Here is a 19,735-nt window from a genome sequence, read left to right as displayed (position 1 = left end):
CGAGACCGATTGAAGCATCGGCGCGACAGTGCCGACGTCGCGCGAGAGCCTCGTGGACGAGGTGTTCATCTGGATGAACACCACCAACGAGGGAAACACACTCGCCTAACAAGGAATTAACGGAAACTCGACGGTTAGGTGATTGTCGCGCCGGTAGGCTCCGTTGCTCGACGACAAGTGAGGCGAAACCATGGCTGAAACAATCATTATTTCGCCGGGTGAAGTACGCGCCGGCGGCAACGAACTACTCGCCGCGAAAGCCGGCTTGGATGCCGTTCTGGCCACCCTGCGAACGGTGGTCGCCGCCAACGGCACCGAAACCTGGGGTGATGATTCCTATGGTCGGCAATTCGCCGACGGGAAAACCGGGTATCGCAGTTCCCGCACGAATCTGCTCGACGGCGGCCGTGATTTCGCTACCACGATCGGCGAGTTCGGGACCGGCTTGATCGGTGCGGCCGACCGAACCGACCGCACCGAGGCCGGCAATACCGCACGCTTCTGAGGCGCATCCGTGTCGCTGCATTGGCCGTCCGAGTTACGGCTACTCACCTACGTCGTCGGGCAGGTCTGGCCCGACGGTGACGAGGACAAGATGTTCGCCATGGCCCAGGGCTGGCTCGATGCCGCCGCCGCCATGGAGTCGAGCGTCGCTCCCGCGCTGCGCGCTGCCGAGCACCAAGCGCTTCGTGGCTATGTCAGTGGCAGTGGGAGCGCGTTCATCGCCGCCGAACTCGACAAACTGGTGGTCGGGGAGCAGTCGATCGAGCAGCTGACTGCCAACTTCCGCCAGATCGGCACCTCGACACGGCATGCTGCGACAACCATCGAAGAGACCAAGATCATGATCATCTTGTCGGTCTCGATGCTCGCCGCGCAGATCGCCGGGGCGTGGTTGTGGCCGCCGACAGCGCCGGCGGTCGAGGCGGCGGCGATCGGCGCCACGCGCGCGGCGGTGTACCGGGTGAGCAATCGCGCGCTCGCGGTCATCGGCGAGATCCCTCATCTGGGTGAGCAATTGGTGAAGGTACTGCGCTATCTGCCACGGTTGGCCGATGAGCCGGGACGCGTGGCGCGCGTTCTCGCCCAGCGACCAACCGCCCTGGCTGCCAGAGCAACTCCTGGTCTCTACGAGGGTTTCGTCGGTGCCGGACTACGCGGCACCACCGCGCGCGCGTTGGCCGAACTGCCCGCCGACACCGTGAAGTTCTTGCTGGAGAAGGGCATCAACAACGTCATCGTCTCCGGCGGGCTCGACGTGATGGTCCAGGGCATTCAGCTGGCCGAGGGTCACCGCGACGAGTTCAACACCACCGAACTCGGAATGTCGATCGCGGCCTCCGTCGGCGGGTGGTACGCGGGCGCGCTCGTCGCGACCCATGTCGGCCGGTTCGGGGCCAAGTTCCTCACCGGGCTCGGCAAGGATCCAACAGCTGGGCTGTGGGGCGCCGGCCTCGGGATGGCGGCCGGCACCGTGCCGACCGTGGTATCCACCCTGGTCGGCGGTGGGATCGCGGCGGGTTTCACCGGGTCGTTCGATCCGACCGTCGGCTTGATCGGCGCGTTGTCGGCCAACTCGATCATGGGTCTGCAACGCGGCTATATCGGCATGCGTGGGCTCGAGCCGGGTGCGACACGCGGCGATGACGGGGTGGTCATCGCGACCGACCGCGCCCTCGGCGGAACCCGGACGGACGGCGTCCCGGGCTCGGCCGACCACCCCGGTGGCAATGGCCGACCGGCCCAACCACAAGCGGCACCGACGAAGTCGACCTCGGACTTGATCCAGGAGGTTCGTGCCCGCGACGTGTCGGGATATCGAGAGGCCCGCGACCGAGATCACGCGGCCATGCGATCGGATACCCCACCCGCGCAACCGCGCGCGCACCGCGATGCCCATCTTGCCGAGCAGCGGAGCACGATCAGCGAATTGTCGCGCAGTCAGCGGGCCGTGCTCAACGCCGAGCTCGATCATGTGCGGGCGCGCAGTCGAGCGACAACGCCCGACGACCCCGAATTGACCTTCGCCGCCGAGCGACTCGGGGCCGCACAACTCGCCGACGCTCGTGTTCGCTCCGATGCCGAACGCGCCCTGTTCGATTCAGCCGCACCAGGCCCGGTCTCCGCCTCGCGCAACCGAGCCGATGCCGAGGCATCGGATGCCATCGAATTGACCGAGCTGCCGCCACTCCGGCGGGCCGGGGCGGGCGAGGACCAAGCGATCACTCCTGCACCGCCACGTGACACCGGTCAGCCGGACGACAGCGCGGGCGTCGCCGGACCCAAAACCACACCACCACAACGTGATATAGACAGTTCGTCGCAACATGAGTCGCACGCTCGACGGCGTTCCACCGACGAGGGCTCCGCGGAACACGACTCGACTGTCGAATCGGCACCGCGTCGGAGCACTGACGACGATTCGACCGACGCGCCACTCTCGCGCGAAGCCGCGGCCGAACTCGCCAACGCCGACGGCCACATCGCCGATCTCAAATCCGCGCAGGTGAATTCGGCCCGAGCGCTGGATCAAGCCAATGCCCGAGGTCTCGAGCAGGCGACTACGCGTAGGGACCTGGCGCGTGCGGACTTGGCCCACGCCAAGCGCCTCAACGACGCCGACAACGAGATGCTCGTCCGCCGGCGCGGTGAAGAAGAGTTCGCCTCGGACGAACTCAGGCCGACGATGCGTGCGGCCACCACCGACCTGGAACGCCAGATCGCCGCCCGTGACCGCCATATCGACGATACCGTCGCCCGCGTCGCGATCGCCGAGCAGCAGCTGAGCACCGTACGCGCCCCGCTCGACCGGGCGGCCGGCGAGCAGGACCGGGCGATGGCCGCGGCGCGCAAGGCCGTCGACGACCTGTCGGGTCCGGGTCGCGGCGAAGGTGAACAGTTCGCGAACCACGCCGCGCGACTGCGCGCGGAGCTCGACGAATTGACCGCGAACCACGACAATTGGCGCATCGAATCCGGTGTCGCCGAACGCCGGATCGAGGCCGAGCTGGCCGCGCTCGACGCGAGCTCGCGCACCGAACGAAGCATGATCGACGGCGGTTACATGAGCGGCAAACCACGCCCGCGCAAGCTCCCGCTCGACCACACCATGCCGGATCCATTCAGCGCCCCGCTCCCGCCGACGGGCTTCGACTTCTGGCTGACAGGGGGACCCGATGCACAACCCGCGCCACTCCCAACCGACGACGACGAGCATCCAGACCCCGAGCCCGACCAACCGCCCGAACCCGACTGCTGACCCTGACTTCGCCTTCACCTTGCGCGCGGAACCGGTCGCGACGGCCCCGTCCGATCCCATCGCCGACGCGCGCCGTACCGCGACACGACTCACCACGTCGATCACCGACATCGTGATCGCCGCCGGTCCCCCACAGTGGCGATCGCTGCACATCAGCACCTCGGTCACCACCACCACGATCACCGCCGACGCGATCTTCACCGCCGCCGACAACCGTGCGGTCCAGGTCGAAATACCCACCGAGGCCATCGAATTGATCCAGGTCCTGCGGCTGGCGACCATCGATCTGCGGACCTACCCCTGGTGGTACGCGGCCATCGAACGCGACAACTCAGCCATGACCACCTACGACTTCGGCTACGGCGAACACCCTTTCCCGCCCGAACGCCTGCTGCCTGCCGCGGCCTACCGCGCCGATCTCGCGGTCTACCCGCGTGAGCGGCTGCCGGTTTGGTTGGCCGCCCACCTGGCCGTCGACAACGGGTGGCGAGTGGGATCGACCCTGGCAGCCGCCCGCGCTGACCCGGCGGCGGTCGCGACGGCGGTCCGGTTCCTCGAACCGACGACCCTTTTCGCGCGTTGGAGCGTGCTCGCGGCCGCCGCAGTCACGGTCGGCAGCGAATGGGGCCCAAGGATTCTCGGCTCATCAGCGGTTTTCGAGGCGACCGACGGCGGAGGCGCGACACTCTCACTCCTGCCACGCGGCCGTGCGGTGCTTTCGGGCGGGCTGTGGAACGCGCGAGAACTCGACGACGCCTACCACAGTGGCCATGCCATGCCCCGATTCTTCGCCGGCGCCCCGGACTGGCTCGACCTGAGCGTGCTCAATCCACGCGCGCTCACCGGCGAGATGTCGTTCTGCTACTGGTGGGACGGCTCCGGGTGGGCGTGCGGCCAGTCACCGGACCCCACGACCATCGGCCCAGCGATTCCCGGTATGTGGACCCCGCGCACGGTCGTCGATATCGTGTGCGCCGTCCTCGGCCCGACAGCGATTCGATCAGCGGTCGCGACGTTGGTCGAGGCGGCCGAGTTCGGCACGGTGACCCGCGAGATCGGTCGCGCCGCCTTCGACACCACTCCCGATGCCGAGACCGACACCGCGTGGGGCCAACTCGCGCTGGCCGGTGTCACCCTCTGAGGCCGACACCAATTCCGGACTAGCCCAACTGGTCTCGCAGACCCCTGATGGTCGCGAGCAGATCGTCCATCGGCGGCGGCGCTTGCTGTTCGAGGATGGTCGCGCCCATCAGCGCGGTCGACTTCCCGGCCACGTCGAGCACCGCTGCGCGCGATGCCTCGGTGACGGCGGCCGCGATCTCGGCGAAACCGAGCGCGCCGATGTCGCCGGCGAACGTGATGTCGACGGCGATCCCGTCGGCGTTCACCGTCACCCGAACCCGCCGACGGCTCGCGGTGCCGACGCCGACGAGTTGGGTGCGTTCTTCCTGAATTCGGGTGAGGTCGGCCATCTTCGCTTGAAAGTCGGTGACCGCCTTGGCGAAATCGTCCACGCGCAGGCTCCTTTCGGCACAGATCGGGGTCAGCGATCCAGAATCCGGTGTCGGTCGTTGGGTTGTTCGGCGTTGGTCGACGGTGCGGTCAGCGGCGCGCGCAGTGGTTGCGGCATGTGCGCGCGGAGGGCGGCCAGATCGGGGAACCGGTCGGTGATCTGCGGCATGCCGTTCATGCGCGCGGTCAGTGGAGCGAGCAACTGGGCCTTCTTGGTCTCGACCTCGGCCGCCGCTGCCTGCGCGGCCTTCACCGTCGCTTTGGCGACCTGGCCGAAGCTCACACCGCGGAGTTCGTCGGCATAGACCGTCTCGATGATCGACCCGGACGAGTTGACCGTCACCGTGATTCGGCCGTGTTCGGCCGAGGCGGTCGCGGTCAATGCCGCTGCGGCACCACGTATTCCCGCCATTCGGCCAAGGGTCTCGGTGACCGAGTCGATCAGGTCGGCCGCCTCGGCGGCGGCGCGGTTGTTCTCCGGCCGGATCACGACGCGCGCACCTCGGCCAACGCCTGCGCGAGTCCGTCGGACTCGACGCGCAACCCGGCGTAGCGAGCCAGGTAGTCGACGACATCACCGGCCGGGCGCTGCCCGGCCAGGTCAGGTAACAACACGAGGAACCGCGTCGGGTACGGCTCGGGCTCACCGACGAGCGCGACCAGCTGACCATCGCGCATCCGCAGCACGAGCAGCGGCTGGTCGTCCTCGGCGACATCGGCGAAGGGCGCCTTCACCGCCCACTCCAGGTCGGTGATGGTGATGTCGACCCAGCCGATGGGTGTGCTCGCGCCGAGCGATGGCCACTGTCGTGGATCGATCGAGACAAGCGCCGGGTCGAGCCAGGGTCGGCGGCGGTCGAGTTCGGCGACGAGTCGGCCGAGGAAGTCGAGGATCCGCTCCTCGGTGAACCCGCCCGCGAGCTCGACGGTCGTGACCGGCAGCGCGCCCGCGGCCACCGCGTGCGCCAGCGCGGGATAGAACTGCTCGACCGTCGCGGCGTAGCTGACCCGGTCGATCAGGTCGTCGGCCGCGTCGACGATCAACTGCGGGTCGGCGAGGTCATCGATGTAGATCATCGACGCGCACAGTTGCACGACCAGCGTCGGCTCAGCTTCGGCGTCGGCAGGCTCGGCCGTCGCGGGTGCGGCCTCCTGCGCGATCAACCCACCGAGCGAGAACGGCTGATCAGGCGCCTCGACGACTGACAAGTCGGGATAGGGATCGCCGGTGTTCGGGCGATACCGCAGGTAGAGCTCGGCTTCGGCGGCACTGAGCTCCCCGACGAAACTGACCTCCCAGGCCAGGGCGGCTGCGATCTGGTCGGTCGAGAGCAGCCCGTCGGGCAGCACTTCGTCGGTGGCGAGGAACCGTGGTTCGGCCGCCGCCGTGCTGCCGAGGCTGACATGTAGGTCGTTCGCGTCGGTCGCGCATCTGCCGGTCGCATCGACGGCGCCGGGGGCGATGGTCACACAGGTGCCGCCGACAGCGACCACTATGGTCCCGTCGGCGTGTTTGCCGAGTAGCCGTGGCATATCCGCTCCTTATCTCGGGTGAGGCGACCGTACTGAGCCCGACCGGGACGGGCGAGTCGAGCCGGAATCGGCGCACCCGACGTTCATCTGCCAGTCACTGGATTCACGGGACATTGCCATCAGCACGGACGATGTCGCGGGCGACGAGCGCGGCCGATCGCTCCAGCATCGGCCCGGCAGGCAGTTGACCGATGAACTGCCATGGCACGAGTTTGGGTTTGCCGAGCCCGAGCACGGTGGCCGTCGCGGTGTCGGGGATGCCGAAACGGACACCGGTATCGGTGACGTAGAACAGCGCGTCCCGGCGCGTGCTGTCGGGCTCGATCCCGGTGGCCTGCACGAATTCGCCGGTGCCCGTGGGCAAATAGACCGATCGGGCGCCCTCACCGGAGACCGTGGCCACCGGCGCGGCGGCCGCGTCGAGCGGAAGTGCCCGCCCGACGAGCACATTCAGTCGCGCGGCCTGCGCCTCGCCTGTGCGCGACCACGCTGCGCAGGCGATCGGGTCGGTGTCGGTGGACACCACGGTCGGGGTCTTCGCGGGAAACTGCCCGACCGGCAGCACATCGAGCACCGGCAAACCGCCGATGGCGTCCGGCGCGACAAGCGGAATCATGTTGTGCCCCATCGAATCCGCACTTCGCAGCAGCTCAGCGGTGAACTCGCTGACCTTCTGCACCCCCTCGGCGAGCACGACGTAGGATTGCGACCCGGTCACCGTCTCGACCCGAAGCACCGTGCCGACAACGAAGTTCCCGTTGCGTACCCGACTCGGGCCGCCCGCACCCGGCACGATCGGCACGGCCAGGTCCGGCACGGCGACCGTCGCGTTGAGCAGACTCGTCCCGACCGGGCGTTGGCGGACACCGCGCAGACCGAGGGTGGCGACCATCGCATCGCTGTTCATGTCGACGCGGGCGCGTTTGCCCTCGTAGATCAGGTAGGTCGCGCCGTCCCGTGTCACAAGCAGCGCCTCGTCGGCCGCCGCGGCACGGACCTGAGATCCCAAGCGCGGCGTGCCGTCGAGCACCGTTGTCCGCAAGCCGTCGATCGAGTCCTCGCACACCGTCCATGCCGAACTATCGCGATCGCGAGGACCCGGCAGAGCCGATGGCGCGCCGGGAATTCCGAGCAGCGGACCGCGCGGCATCGAGGTCAGCTTGGTGTCCTTGACCGAGGTCGGCGCCTCGTCGCTCTGGGTGATCAGCCGCGCCGAGGCGAGATTCAGCACCGGATGCAGCGTCTTGTCGACAACAACGTAGACCGCGCCGCTGCCCGACCCGAGCAGAATCTTCGCATCGCCGACCTGCCCCTGCGGACGCAGGAAGGCGAGCACCGCGCATCCGGCGGTGACCAGGATCGCGAGCACGAACCCGGTCATCAGCGAACGGAATTGCACGCGCATCGGGTCGTGCAACATGCGCACGTCTCGGCGCACGAGCGCGTGTTCGAAACGCTGCAGCAAAAAGCGATAGCCGTTTACCTGAGCGCGGGTTGTCAATTGTGCGGGCATGAGCAATTCCTCTACGCGCGTGAACAGTGTGTGCGTGAACCCGCACTTTTGATCGACCTGTGGGAGGCTACCGCACCACAAGGACGCGTGCGATTGGAGATGACCGAGAGTGAATAACGAGATACCGCCCATGATTCCACGCCTGCCATTGGCCGTTGTACTACCGGCAATGGGCGCCGGCACGGTAGCCGCGACCGGGGCAATCAGTTTACGCGCACCGCTGTGGTCGGCTGTTGCGCTCGGCACAGCAATCGCCGCGCTCGGTGCGACAAGAATTCACCAAACGAATATTTGGCGAATTCTCCACATGCGCATCGACCTCTGGTTGCGAAATCGCCGAGGAGCGGTGCCGGTGCCCCCGGCCGAGCCGTTCGATATCGCCGTTCCCGACTCGGCCGGCGCGCAGTGCGGCATGCGTTGGGACGGCACGCACCTGATCACCATGCTCGCGCTCGACCGGACAACGGTCACGCCGACGCTGCTCGCGACCGACGGGCCGAGCAGCGGGGTCACGCTCTCGCTCGCCGATGCCGCCGATTGCCTCGCCCAGTTCGATATCCGCCTCGCCGCCATCGACGTTGTCACCCTCGGGATGCGCACCAAGGGCCCGGACGATGTGGTCCGGCTCTACGAACGCCTGCTCGGTCCGCTGCCCGCTGCCGCGACCCAAACCGTATGGCTTGTCCTGCGTTTCGACCCGCTCGACAATGTCGAGGCGATCGACATCCGCGGCAGCGGCCAGGAGGGCACGGTCCGGACCGCGCTTGTCGCGACCCGCCGGGTCGCCGCGCGCCTGGCGAGTCAGCGGGTGCGCGTCACCGCGTTGACCGCCGCCGAACTCACTACAGCAGAGTCCGTGATGTTCCACGACATCGCGCCGCGGGAGTGGGTCGAGAGCTGGCGCACGCTACGGACGAACGGCTTCGAGCTCGCCGGTTTCGGTCTCGCCCCCGACCGCCTGAACGCCACGACCCTCGGCGCGGTGTGGCGGTTGCCTGCCAAATCGGTGCTCACCCGAGTTCGACTCACGCCGACGGCGGCGACCGCACCCGGCTCGCGTGCGAGCTCGGTCGCGGTGTCGGCACTTGTCCGGCGGGACCTGGCCGGCACCGGCCACCACGACGACGACGGCACGCCCCGCGCGCTCGGCCTGCGGGCGCTGCGCGGCTGCCAGCGTCAGGTGCTGCTCGACGGCGGCCAGCTGGAAGCCGCGGATCTCCTGCGCACGACGCCGCAGCAACTGGCCGAGTTCACGGTCGCCGCGGCCGGGTCGGGTCAGGTCATCGGTGCGACGCGCGAGGGACTCGGTGTCGCGGTGCCGCTGTTCGGCCCCGATATCCGGCGCGTGGAGATCGTCGGCAGCCGCCGGCTCGCCATGCTCATGGTGTTGCGCGCGGTCGCCGTCGGCGCCCAGGTGATCGTGCACAGCTCGCGACCGGCGGACTGGGCCTACCTGGTCGACGCGGTCGGCACCCCCACCGCCCTCGCGGTCTCCTCGCCGGGCAGCGCCCAGCACACCGCGGCGGCGACGATGATCGTCTACGACGGTGTCGCCTCGACCGGCCAGGTTTCCGAAGCGACCGCCGTACACGTGCGAGCAGCCATCGAGGCACCGTCGGCGCTGCTCGGAGCCGACGTTGTCCTGATCGAGGACGCGACCGACCCGACCACGGTTCGGGTGCGCACGCAGGGCGAGGAACTCACCGTCGCGGTCGTCTCGATCGCAGCCGAAGCCGCCTATCTGACTCCGCCCGAGACCCGAGCCGAAGCGGAAAGCGAGCGGGCGGAAAGCGAGCCGACCTTGGCCGCGGTGTGACAACGACATGGGCCCGTCGCCACTTGGCGACGGGCCCATGTCGTTGCTGATCGACGGCTAGAAGTAGAAGTCGTCGGCGACCGAGCCGTCGGTGGCCTGCGCGTGCGCGAGCGCCTTCTCGACGGCGCCCTTGAGGTTCTTGAGGTTGATCAACAGGTCGTCCATATCCCCCATCAACTTGACGTGTGCGTGCTTGAACGCGGCAGCGCCGCCGTCGGCGCCACCCTGCCAGGCGATGCCGGTCAAGGACTTTTCTGCGGCGATGGCTTTCTGCTGCTCCTCGGTGATACTGGTTTCGTACTTTCCGAGGTCGGCGATCAGGACTTGGACACCCGCGGGATCATAAAGCATGTACTCGTTCCGTTCTAGTTGTAGTTGACGCTCAGCGTCGTGAAGCCGTCCATGCTCTCGTCATCGGCGGCTGCGACCTTTTTCTCGCCTGCCATCAGCGCTTCGGAAACAAGTCCGAGATCCTTGTTGACGTCGCGAATCCGATCTTGCAACAGGTTGGCGGCCTTCTCGAACGCTATTTGGGCGCTACCTTCCCACTTCGGCTTCGCATCCTGCACCGCGTCGAAAAGACCGTCGACCGATTTGTCGATCGGGGCTATCACCGCGGCGTATTCATTCGCGTGCTTCTGGAAAGTCGCGAAATCGAGATGCACAGCATCTTGACCGGCCATCAGGGGTCCTTTCATCGAGGGATGTGACATTGCCGGAGCAGATTCTCCGGACGTTATCGGGGGGATAATTCAGCGACGACTCACGGCATCCACCGACCGGTGGGCAGTGACTCGATAATCGCCGCGATCACCTGCACGAGGCGGCGGTCGCTGCCGGGAGCGAGGGTTGTCCACGCGCGCCCGTCCTCGGCGATCCGGCCACCGGCGATCACGCGGCCGGCCGGGGTGTCGTAGACGGCGGCGGTCGCGGGCGCCCGGCTTGCCCACGCCGTAGTTCCCTCGCCGTTGTGGTAGCAGACCAGTTCGCCGAGTGCGGTCCGCTCTCGCAGGGCGAGTCCGAGCGTGGTGGCGTCGCGTTCGGAGAGCCCGAGGTGGTAGGCCGCTTCGGCGTGGTCGATTGCCGGATCATCGAAGCGGGCGCGCAGGTCGTCGGTTGGCGCGGTCAGTGTCGGCACATCCGCCGGCGGGCACCGACCGAGCACACCGACCAGGGGTTTGGCGAGTTCGACCGGGTCCTCATCGCCCCAGACCGAGCGCACGTCGAGACCGTCGCCCGCGCGGATCGCGATGGCGTGGGCGAACCCGCGCCGCGCCAGGCACACCCTGGTCATCGCGTTGGCGCGCCGCAGCCGCAGCACGAGCGCGCGTTCGGGGCGAGCGAGCACGGCGAACGCGGCGGCCAGGTCGTCGTCGACGACGGTGTGCTCGTCATCGAGCACGCCGTCGGCACGCAGGTCTGACAGCGTCGCCGCTCGCGCTGCCGCGAACCGACCAGGTGTCCGATGGGTGTTGCGGACGGCGAGCACGGGCGGAAGTACCTGAACTCCGAGGATATTCGCGACGGTGAGCACGCCGTCGACGGTGAGCGTCGTCATGCGGCACCCGCACCATCGCCCGAACCAGCCGCCGCGCGCACGCCACCGAGCACGGCGGGCGCGGTGGCGAAACCGGCTTCGACCATGCTGTAGTTGGCCGATTCCTCGGCTTCGGCCGCGCTCGCCCGTTGCCCGCTCGCGAACGGGGTCGTCGACGAGGTCGCCGCCGGTGTGGTCGGCGGCGCGACCAGCGGCGGGACGCCGGACGCCGCAGATATCGCCGAACCCAGCTGTGGCGCTACGGTTGTCGTGATCGGCGCGGGCGGGGAAACGACCGGGGTCATGACCAGCGTTTCGGGCCCGACCGCGACCGTCGGAGTCGGGGCAGGCAGGTGCAGGTTCGACAGGTCGATGGTTGGCACCGAGCCGGTCAAGGTTTCCGGTGCGACCGTCGCGGTCTTCGGTTCGGGTGTTTGCGGCGAGTCGGATGGCCGGGCGAACGCCTGCTCGGCGAGCAGCGCGGCCGCCGCCGAGACCATGGGCGCGGGATCCTGCTCCCACGGGGTGGCGAGTTGGGTGCTCGCGGACTCATAGGTGGCCATCACCCTCGCCGCGAGGTCGCCGAGCTCGTCGACCTGGTGCTCGGCCTGATCGAGCATCCCGGCCAGCGGGGCGCCGAGCAACGTCCCGCTCACCAGTTCCTTCGCGGCGTCGATCGCGGCGGTCAGCTCGCCGAGGTGCGGCATAGCGAGGTGCGCGATCTCATAGGACACCGCCTGTTCGGCCGCGACGGCCGCGTTCTCGGTCGCCGCCGCGGTGATGTCGTCGAACCAGTCAGCGAGCAGCGCCAATTGGGCGAGCCCGTCACCGTTGGACTCCGAGGCCCACGCGGTGCCGATCATGGTCAGCAACGCGCGGTACTCGGTGCCTGCCCCGGCGAGGCCGAGCGCGAGCGCGGAATATGCCACACCCGCCTCGGCCATCGGCCCGGGGCCGGGCCCGGTGCCCAGCTCGGTCGCGAGTTGCTGCGGCGGAACGGCATTCCACATCGTGCCGGTGAACCCGGCTTGCGGCGGCTCGAGCATTTACATCAGCGACCGGAAGAGATCGCCGCCATCGTTCTCGGTGCTCTCGACCAAGTCGGCGTGCGCCCGCAGGTTGGCAGCGACCTGTCGCAGTTGGTCGATCCCGCCCGCGTAAGACTGCTGGAACGAGTCACCGACCGTGCCGATGGTCTGCGCGGTTGTCCGCGAGACCGGGTCGAGCGCGGCGGCGACCGGGCTCAGCGACGTGGTCCGCAGGCGCAGACTGCCCTCGAGGCCGTCGGCCAGCTGGTCGAGTCGGCCGGCGGCCGTCCTGGCCAGTTCGTGATCGATTTCAATGCGGCTCATGGAAAATCCTCCTAGAGGCTGAACTTGATGTCGTCGTTGGTCTGCCCGGCGGCGTCGCCGGTCGGGGTGACGCCGATGACCGGCGTCGAGGCGTCAGCGGGCGGTCCGCCGACCAGTTCGTCGACGTGGCGGGCGTCGACGAACTCCTCATGCGAGCCGCCGGATCGGGCGCGATCGAGCCCTGCGAGCCCGCCGGTTCCCGATCCGGGCAGCAGCGGCGGCAGCACTTCACCGACAGTCACCGCGGCGCCCGGGGCAACCCCGGCGCCGCCGAGAGTCGGCCCCGTGAGCACCCCGTCGACCTGCCACGCGCCGAGCGGTGTCGCGGCGGGCGTCACCGGCCCCGCACCGTACGTGGCGGTCGACAGTGGCTGTGCCGCAGCCGTTGTCAGATCGCTCTTCGGGGTTGTCGTCGCCGCCGGCTTCTCGGTACCGGATGTGGTCTGTGGGAGCACCTGTGTGCCGACCTGCCCGACGAGGGAAAGCAACGGGGCAACTACCTGCTGGAGCTGGCTGAACACCTGCTGCAGGTCGACCTGGCCCGCTGTCGAAGTCGTCTGCGCCCCCAGTGGTTCCGGCACAGCGGTCGAGGCAACTCGACTGACCGTTCCGGTCGTGGGCGAGGCGGTAGTCGCCACCGCGCGCGCACTGTTCGCCACCTTGGGCACCTTCGGCTTCTTGACCGGCACCGGCTTGCCCGCCTCGGTCATCTCGGCCGTATGCCCGACCAGTCGCGCTTTGGTCTCGGCGGTGATGGCCATCGCCTCGGACCCCGCCTCGATCGCACTCGCCAACAGCGCCGCCTGTCCGGGCGGGGTGACGAGCGTCGGCCCGAGCGCGACCGATGTCATCGCGAATCGCGTTGCCACCATAGCCATTTGCGCATATCCCGTCGCGACGGTGCCCGCGGCGGCTGCCGTTGTCAGGTCGACGCGCATGGCTTGATCCGAGATCGTGGCCGAGGTTGCCATGGTCTCGGTCGCGGCCCCGGCTGCGGCTTTCGCCCCAGCCGATTCCATCGACTGCAACAGCTGCAGCCCCGTCGACAGCAGCTGCGTCGCGGTACTCACCGAGTCGACAACGGTCTGCAATACTGCCTGCGGGCTCACCGCGCCCGTCCCGTTCAGATTCCCGTCACCGAAGCCGCCGAACAGATCGGTCACCGGCTTGATCAGCGCGGCGGGGTCGAGCACGGGCAGCGGCGGCAACCCCGGCAGCGGCGGCAGGGCAGGCAGTTGCGGCAAGTTCGGCAACCCGATCCCCGCGAGTACCGCTTGCGGGGAGGTCACTTCGCTCGACCGAGCGGGGTGAACGACTCGGCGCTGTGCCGCTCGCTCGTCTCGTAGGCGTCGGCGGCCGCGTGCGCGGTGTGCCCGGTGGCGGCAAGGGTCTGCGCCAGGTCGATGACGGCGGTGAAGTGGTTGGCCTGGGCGAAGGCGAAGCTGGTGAGGAACTCCTGGCCGATCAGACCGAAAACCGGTACCGCGGCGGCGATTACCGCGACCTGGTCGGCCACTCCCGCAGCGGCGAGCGCCACCGCGCCGGCTTCGGACAGGTCGCCGAACTGACGGAATGTCTGCGGCTCCACATGGACTACGTTCATCGCGGCACCCTCCTCGGGCTGATGATCTGCGAACTCGAAAACAGTGGGTTCGAGCAGGAAATCTAGTGAGAAACACGTCGGCGGCAACCGCTCGGATCGCGCGAACCCAGCTGTTCACGTGCGCGTTATTCGTTCATCTCGGCGTTGAATTCGGTGACCAACGCAGCGCGTCCGGCGAGCGCTCGCCGCGCGGCGAGCGCGGCGGTTTCGACGAGAGCACGTTCGAACTCGGCCGAAGTCATCTCCGAAATCGCCTGCGTGAGTGTGATATCGAGCAGTTTCGCGCCGCCGTCGACGGTGACGGTGATCGCGCCGCTCGCGTCGGTGTGCGCGACGCGCAGCGCGGTGAGCGAGTCATCGAGCCGACGCAGGGTGTCGAGGCGGGCACGCGCGGTCTTGTGCAGTGTCTCGAAATCAGTCGACATCTGTCCTATGCCCGATCCAGCCAGCTGCGCGGCTCATAGTCGTGGTCGGCCTCAAAGCCGAGTTCGGCTTGCTCGACCTGCGCCAGGACCGGAAGTCCGAGCAGGTCGAGCGCGTCCGGCGGTACGCCGAGGTCGGCCAGGTAGGCCCGCCGCCGCAGGCCCGCGCGGTCGGCGGCCTGACGACACAGCACAAGCAGGTCGGCGGCGAGGTCGGCGGGGCTGCGCCGGAGCTGGTCGGCGTTCACCCGTACCGCGAGTGGTAGGCCGGAGTCGGTGGTACGCACCGTGATCGCGCCGCCACGCAGTGCCGCCTCATCGACGGTGTAGGCGGCGAACCGACCTTCGGCGAACTCACCTTCGACGGTCTCGCCCGCAGGACCGGCCGAGTCCGGGCCGGTAGCCGGCGGCTCCGGATCGCCGGTGGCGAATCCGTCGAAGGGCAGCCCCGCGTCCCAGGCATCCGGTTCGATGTCGCGGTCATACATAGCGTTCGTCCTCCAATGTCTGGTCGACCGTCGCGATATCGGCGCCGATCAACTCGGCCAGGTGCGCGCGGTCGACCGGGGTCGCGATCTGCTCGTCGTCGGTCAGGATCGCGTAGCGTCCGTCGCCGACCAGATCCCGCCAGTCGATCCGATAGGGACGCACCCCGCGCGGACCGAAAATCGACGCGCCGAGCCGGGTTTCGATCATGCCGAGGCACTCGACCGGTTGACTCAGCCAGGTCGCGCTCGCCCGCTCGCCATCCAGCTCGTTGTCGTAGACCCGCGACGCCCGACAGCGCGAGTCGGTGCCGTACGCCCGCCCGGCGGTACTCAGTACCAACCGGGGTCCGCGCCCGGCGGCGCAGAACGGCAGCGCCCCGACGACGGCGGCGGCGAGCCGCGCGCCCGACCCCGAGCTGACCGTGAAACCACCACTGTGCCAAATGGTTTCACCGGGCAGTTGCTGGATCAGGGTCGCGCCCTCGCCCTGTCTCGCTGCGATGACGCGCACCCGCCGTAGTGGATCGCCTGCATCGCGTGGATCGAAGGCCTCCGCCGTGACGACCACGTCCGCGTTGGCGACCCGGTTCAGCGCGGCGTACAGCGCGCCGTCGTCGGTCTCGGCGAGCACGTCGAGCGCGGCGACAGCCAGGCGCTGCCAACCATCGGCGTCCTCGCCGCGATAGAGCGCGAACAACGGAGGCGGCAATCGATCCTTGAACAGCGAGTCCCACGCGGCGATCAGCTCGACATCGGTGAGGTGCCAGGTGCGGCTCATCGGTCGAGCACCGGCCGCACACTGCGCTCGGGCACGCCGAGCGCCTCATCGAGGTGCTCGGTCGAGTTCAGGTACTCCTCACGCTTCTTCTCACGCTCGTCACCATTGCCGGTGCGGCCGGGCATCCCACCGAAGGGCATGCCCGGTCCGTATCCGCCGGCCGGGCCCGCTCGACCGGCGAACCGTGCCTCCGGTATGGCAGCGGCCCGGGGAAAGAGCTTGGGCTCGATATTGCCCAGCTTGGCGACCACACCGCCGCGCGGTCCCCCGCCTCCGCTCAGCACCGGCATTCCACCGCGTGGGAGGATCGGGTTCGTCAGAAGAGGTGCGCCGATGGGCATCTCGGGCTCATTGGTGGCCAGGGTGTTCAGTGGATTCAGGTCCTGGTTCAGCAGCTCCGACAGGCCCGGTGTCGACTCCGGCGTCGTGAGTTCCGGGCTCGTGCCCTCCCCCGGTGTATCTCCGGTCAGCGGCGACGGATTGCCCGATGGACCATCACCGCCTTCGCGCTGCGGTTGATCGACCGGGGTGTCATCGCGCACCGAACCAGGTGATGTGCCACCACCACCACCGCCGCCGGACGAGGTCTCGTTCCCGTCCTCCTCGTGCGTCTCGTTCGACGGCAGGTTCTCCGGCGGGTCGTAGGATTCGATGGGCGGCGGGTTGATCGCGGTCGGCACCGGGAGCTTGACGATGCGCGTCGTTGTCGTCACGTAGTTGTTGGAGTAGTAGGTCTGGAAGTTCTCCTGATACCGCGTCAGGTTGACGCTGTTGAGCATTTGCGCGGTGATGCTCGTCCCCGGCGGCGGCTGCGGGGTCGGCGGCATGGCGTTGGTCTTGGTCTGTTGCAGCCAGCCCGAAGTGAAAAGCAGCGCGTCGCTCATCAGCCCCATATCCTTTGTCAGTTGTTGGGAGACGGTGACGTAGTGATCGGTCGCGGCGATCGCCCGCTCCGCGCCCGCGCCTTTCCACTGGTCCGACACCGAGTTGATGCTGGTCCGCAGGGTCGTGAAGCCGGTGTCCAAATGCGTGGCAAGCCAAGACCACACGCTTGCGGCGGCCGCGACGGCGGGCGCGTCGATCCCGTTGCAGACCACCCACAGCGTCTCCCAGCTCAGTTGCGCGCCGAGCTCAGGACCGAAGCTGAAAGCGTCGTATTCGGTGCCCAGCAATGGCGCGGTCGGCGCGTTCGGCACCGTCAGTACGGGCGGGACACCTGTTGGCAGTGTGCCTTTGGGCTCATCGAAGGAGATCTCGTCGAAGCTGACCTCCGAGTCGTGCTCGGTGCGCTGATACTTCTGGCCGGCGGCGACGAAGGTCTCTCCCATCACGGTGAGAATGTCGCGGTGGCTGTTCACTCGATCGAGAAGCTGGGTGCCGAACTTCACGTTGAAGATCGTCCACATCAACTGACCCGAAACACTCGCCGCCACCGGCGGACTCGCGACGCCGACGTTCTGATGAATCCAGTCCTGCGCGCCGACGACGAGTTCGAGCATGGTCTCGACATGGGTGGCGGCCCGCTGCGCGGCCCCCGGTTCCAGCAGCAACAGGCCGTTACCCGCCGCCTTCGGCAGGTCGGTCCACAGTGATCCGCCGGGACCGTTCTCGTCAGCTGCCATTGCCACTCCCGTGTTGGTGAGAAACTTCGCGCCTCAGCGCAGTTGGTCCCGGAACAGATTCAGCTCGGCCACCATCGCGGCCGGCCCTTCGTAGTGCGGCCGGTCATCGCGGCCGGTGCCGTATAGCGCGGCGACCTTGCGCGCGACCGCGGCGACCGCGACGCGTGAGCACTCGACGATCACCTCGGCGAGCTCGTCGTAGTCGAGATCGCCGACATTGCCGGACAGGCGCAGGTCGATCATCACCCCGTCGGCGTTGACCGCGACCGTCACCCGGCCACCCTGCGCCGCGCCGACCGCGTGGAGCAGAGCGCGTTGCTGTTGCAGCTCGATGAGTTCCACCGTCTCCGGGTCGAGACCGGGCACGGGGTCCGGGCGCGGACCGCGCTCATCGAGTGGGGTGAGCGAGGCTCGCGGCGGCGATGGCAGTTCGTCCTGCGGTGGCAGCCAGTCGACCAGATCACTGAGCTTGGGCAGGCGCGCGTGCAGCGAGCGCAGTGGCGCGAGCAGCTCATCGGCTCGGGCGCGGACCTGCTCGGCGGCCTGCTGAGCAGCGCGCAGCGTAGACCTTGCCAGTTGGCCGTAGCTCAATTCGTCGATGTCGTCGGCGAATTCGATCCGATCGACCGCGCCCGACGCGTCGGCGACGACGGTGATCCGCTCACCCTCAACCGACACCGTCGCGGTCAACTGCCGCTGGTGGATTTGGGCGGCCGCGATGCCACTGATCAGCTCCATCACCTCGTCGAGCACCTGCGCGGCCTCACCCCGCAGCCGGTCACCGGCCGCGCCGCGCTCACTCCCCGTCGTCATACACGCTCCCCCGGACGAACCCGGTGCGCGCCTCATCGCCACGCACCAACAGCACTTCACCGATCTGCCGATCGATCGCCTTGGCCAGCCCGGCGGCATCGGTGCCGATGGCGGCTACCGGCGGACCGATATCGATCAGATATCGACCGTCATCGACGTGGTCCTCCCAGAACACCGCCTTCCTCACCTGACCACGCGGCCCGAACGCGGAGTGTCCGTGCGTGATCAGAATCCGGCCGACCGTCGCCTTGGGGGCGCGCTGCCAGTCACGACCGCGCACTTCGTGGTCGCCGTCGCCCTCGTCGTAGAGGGTGCTTCGCCCGTGCCAATGGTCGAACTCGGCCGCGCTGTCGTGACTCGGCAGCACGACGCGACCCCGACTGCCTGCCGCCACATCAGGCAGCTCGGCCACCAGCAGTGCGGTGAGGGCGCTCGCGTCGCATTCGGTCAAGACGAGCTGGTCGTGACTGTCGCGGGTAGTTGTGTGAAACCCTTGCATCACCAGGGCCCGATCACCGAAACGCTTGGCCGTCACCGTGATGTTCCCGCTGAAGTCCGCTGGATCGCGCTTGTCGCGACCGAGCACAGCGATTCGCACGTCGGCGGTGAGAGCCTTGGTCAGCACCTCGGCGAGCGCGGGGTCCCAGTTGGCCCGCAGCTCGCCCCACACCCGCGCCTTGACGAACTCGTACTCGTAGGCGCGTCGAACTTCCGATCGGAAGATGAAGGGCCAGTTCGTGTTTCGATCGAGCAATCGCTGTCGCAAGACGCGGTACTCGAGGCCGGTGAGGTGCCATGTCTTTTCCATCAACGCTGTTCCTCCACAGTGACCTGGCGCCCGAGGGGAACGCTCGACCTCGGCTCGGCCTCGGTGCGCAGTTGAGCGGTGGTGAACACCGGCTCGACCGGCGCGCCCGCGCCTCGATCACCCTCGGGAAGCAACGCTCGAATCATCGGTTCCAGCACCGGAATCGGACCGGTCGCGCCCGGCGGAAGCAGGGCGAGCTCGAGCTCGCCGATATCCTCGCCGATCTGTTCGGCGGCGGCCGCGATCGCGTCCTTCACCGTCATCGAGCCGTTCTCGACGGCCTTGGCCAGGGCTTGCAGACCAGGGCCGAGCTGGGCGATCAGCTGATTGCCCAGCTGGACCAGACTTGGCAGACCAGACGAGATAAGTTGCAGGACTTCGGAGAACAAGCTGAGTAGATCGGCTCCGGTCGAGCCGCTTCCACCACTCGACCCAGCGGAACCGCTCGCCCCGGTCGCCGGACCGGTCGGTCCGCTTGCCTGCCCGGGGCTGCCGGTCGACGTGCCGGTACCGCCGCTCTTCTTCTCGTCCTTCTTGTCGTCCTCTTTCTTACCGCTGCCCTTGCTGCCGCCGCCTGATCCTTGGCCGCCGCCGGAACCTGATCCGTTGGAGCCGCTTCCGCCGCCGGAACCTGTTCCACCGGAGCCGCTGCCGCCGCCCGAGCCGTTTCCGCCGCCGG

21 protein-coding genes and 1 pseudogene are annotated in these 19,735 nt (G+C 68.3%); 4 read left to right on the top strand and 18 right to left on the bottom strand.

Annotated features, from left to right (window positions below; all coding sequences use genetic code 11):
• Positions 1 to 190 precede the first annotated feature (190 nt).
• Genes NS1_RS35405 through NS1_RS35395 form a run of 3 tightly spaced genes read left to right on the top strand, consistent with a single transcriptional unit; the run spans position 191 to position 4,400 of the window.
• Positions 191 to 505 (top strand): hypothetical protein, encoded by a 315-nt coding sequence (locus NS1_RS35405; protein ID WP_062991659.1) that lies wholly within the window; start codon positions 191 to 193, stop codon positions 503 to 505.
• Positions 506 to 514: 9 nt separating this feature from the next.
• A complete protein-coding gene (locus NS1_RS35400) occupies positions 515 to 3,259 on the top strand; it encodes a WXG100-like domain-containing protein (RefSeq protein ID WP_062991657.1) in 2,745 nt (914 codons plus the stop codon).
• Positions 3,177 to 4,400 (top strand): hypothetical protein, encoded by a 1,224-nt coding sequence (locus tag NS1_RS35395; RefSeq protein WP_062991655.1) that lies wholly within the window; start codon positions 3,177 to 3,179, stop codon positions 4,398 to 4,400. The genes NS1_RS35400 and NS1_RS35395 overlap by 83 nt, the downstream gene beginning before the upstream one ends.
• Before the next feature lie 19 nt (positions 4,401 to 4,419).
• Here NS1_RS35395 and NS1_RS35390 read toward each other — a convergent pair whose 3' ends face one another.
• The 4 genes from NS1_RS35390 to eccB form a co-directional block, all read right to left on the bottom strand.
• Complete coding sequence (locus NS1_RS35390; RefSeq protein ID WP_056820907.1) at positions 4,420 to 4,773, bottom strand: YbaB/EbfC family nucleoid-associated protein; 354 nt, start codon at positions 4,771 to 4,773, stop codon at positions 4,420 to 4,422.
• 29 nt (positions 4,774 to 4,802) lie between these two features.
• Positions 4,803 to 5,261 carry a YbaB/EbfC family nucleoid-associated protein gene (locus NS1_RS35385; protein ID WP_062991653.1) on the bottom strand — a complete coding sequence of 153 codons (459 nt, stop codon included), beginning with the start codon at positions 5,259 to 5,261 and terminating at the stop codon, positions 4,803 to 4,805.
• Complete coding sequence (locus NS1_RS35380; RefSeq protein WP_062991650.1) at positions 5,258 to 6,304, bottom strand: hypothetical protein; 1,047 nt, start codon at positions 6,302 to 6,304, stop codon at positions 5,258 to 5,260. Before NS1_RS35380 ends, NS1_RS35385 begins: the two co-directional genes overlap by 4 nt.
• Positions 6,305 to 6,407: 103 nt before the next feature.
• The gene (eccB, locus tag NS1_RS35375; protein ID WP_062991673.1) at positions 6,408 to 7,817 is read right to left on the bottom strand and encodes a type VII secretion protein EccB; all 1,410 of its coding nucleotides are present in this window, start codon (positions 7,815 to 7,817) and stop codon (positions 6,408 to 6,410) included.
• A 130-nt stretch (positions 7,818 to 7,947) separates the two neighbouring features.
• Between eccB and eccE the strand changes: the two genes are divergently transcribed.
• Complete coding sequence (eccE, locus tag NS1_RS35370) at positions 7,948 to 9,633, top strand: type VII secretion protein EccE (protein WP_084504755.1); 1,686 nt, start codon at positions 7,948 to 7,950, stop codon at positions 9,631 to 9,633.
• Positions 9,634 to 9,690: 57 nt separating this feature from the next.
• Here eccE and NS1_RS35365 read toward each other — a convergent pair whose 3' ends face one another.
• The 14 genes and pseudogenes from NS1_RS35365 to NS1_RS35300 form a co-directional block, all read right to left on the bottom strand.
• Positions 9,691 to 9,984 carry a hypothetical protein gene (locus NS1_RS35365; RefSeq protein ID WP_056820918.1) on the bottom strand — a complete coding sequence of 98 codons (294 nt, stop codon included), beginning with the start codon at positions 9,982 to 9,984 and terminating at the stop codon, positions 9,691 to 9,693.
• A 14-nt stretch (positions 9,985 to 9,998) separates the two neighbouring features.
• Positions 9,999 to 10,316 (bottom strand): WXG100 family type VII secretion target, encoded by a 318-nt coding sequence (locus NS1_RS35360; protein ID WP_056820920.1) that lies wholly within the window; start codon positions 10,314 to 10,316, stop codon positions 9,999 to 10,001.
• 80 nt (positions 10,317 to 10,396) lie between these two features.
• Complete coding sequence (locus NS1_RS35355; RefSeq protein ID WP_062991646.1) at positions 10,397 to 11,191, bottom strand: ESX secretion-associated protein EspG; 795 nt, start codon at positions 11,189 to 11,191, stop codon at positions 10,397 to 10,399.
• On the bottom strand, positions 11,188 to 12,216 hold the full coding sequence (locus NS1_RS35350; protein WP_062991644.1) for a PPE domain-containing protein: 1,029 nt from the start codon (positions 12,214 to 12,216) through the stop codon (positions 11,188 to 11,190). The genes NS1_RS35355 and NS1_RS35350 overlap by 4 nt, the downstream gene beginning before the upstream one ends.
• Positions 12,217 to 12,522, bottom strand: coding sequence for a PE family protein (locus tag NS1_RS35345; protein ID WP_062991642.1), 306 nt, complete (start codon positions 12,520 to 12,522; stop codon positions 12,217 to 12,219).
• 11 nt (positions 12,523 to 12,533) lie between these two features.
• Complete coding sequence (locus NS1_RS35340) at positions 12,534 to 13,811, bottom strand: hypothetical protein (protein WP_062991640.1); 1,278 nt, start codon at positions 13,809 to 13,811, stop codon at positions 12,534 to 12,536.
• A complete protein-coding gene (locus NS1_RS35335) occupies positions 13,808 to 14,125 on the bottom strand; it encodes a type VII secretion target (protein WP_063816359.1) in 318 nt (105 codons plus the stop codon). Before NS1_RS35335 ends, NS1_RS35340 begins: the two co-directional genes overlap by 4 nt.
• Positions 14,126 to 14,250: 125 nt before the next feature.
• Complete coding sequence (locus NS1_RS35330) at positions 14,251 to 14,550, bottom strand: YbaB/EbfC family nucleoid-associated protein (protein ID WP_062991638.1); 300 nt, start codon at positions 14,548 to 14,550, stop codon at positions 14,251 to 14,253.
• A gap of 5 nt (positions 14,551 to 14,555) precedes the next feature.
• The gene (locus tag NS1_RS42075) at positions 14,556 to 15,035 is read right to left on the bottom strand and encodes a hypothetical protein (RefSeq protein ID WP_255284818.1); all 480 of its coding nucleotides are present in this window, start codon (positions 15,033 to 15,035) and stop codon (positions 14,556 to 14,558) included.
• A complete protein-coding gene (locus NS1_RS35320) occupies positions 15,028 to 15,813 on the bottom strand; it encodes an ESX secretion-associated protein EspG (protein ID WP_062991636.1) in 786 nt (261 codons plus the stop codon). Before NS1_RS35320 ends, NS1_RS42075 begins: the two co-directional genes overlap by 8 nt.
• On the bottom strand, positions 15,810 to 17,435 hold the full coding sequence (locus tag NS1_RS35315) for a hypothetical protein (protein WP_062991634.1): 1,626 nt from the start codon (positions 17,433 to 17,435) through the stop codon (positions 15,810 to 15,812). Before NS1_RS35315 ends, NS1_RS35320 begins: the two co-directional genes overlap by 4 nt.
• Before the next feature lie 33 nt (positions 17,436 to 17,468).
• Positions 17,469 to 18,248 (bottom strand): YbaB/EbfC family nucleoid-associated protein, encoded by a 780-nt coding sequence (locus tag NS1_RS35310; RefSeq protein ID WP_062991633.1) that lies wholly within the window; start codon positions 18,246 to 18,248, stop codon positions 17,469 to 17,471.
• Positions 18,232 to 19,056, bottom strand: a complete 825-nt coding sequence (locus NS1_RS35305; RefSeq protein WP_062991631.1) for an ESX secretion-associated protein EspG — start codon at positions 19,054 to 19,056, stop codon at positions 18,232 to 18,234. The genes NS1_RS35310 and NS1_RS35305 overlap by 17 nt, the downstream gene beginning before the upstream one ends.
• Positions 19,056 to 19,735: pseudogene (locus NS1_RS35300) on the bottom strand (hypothetical protein); the annotation flags it as partial. The gene NS1_RS35305 and the pseudogene NS1_RS35300, both read right to left, overlap by 1 nt.

The organism is Nocardia salmonicida NBRC 13393, from assembly GCF_001613085.1.
Taxonomy (GTDB): domain Bacteria; phylum Actinomycetota; class Actinomycetes; order Mycobacteriales; family Mycobacteriaceae; genus Nocardia; species Nocardia salmonicida.
This window is presented reverse-complemented; position numbering and strand designations above follow the sequence as displayed.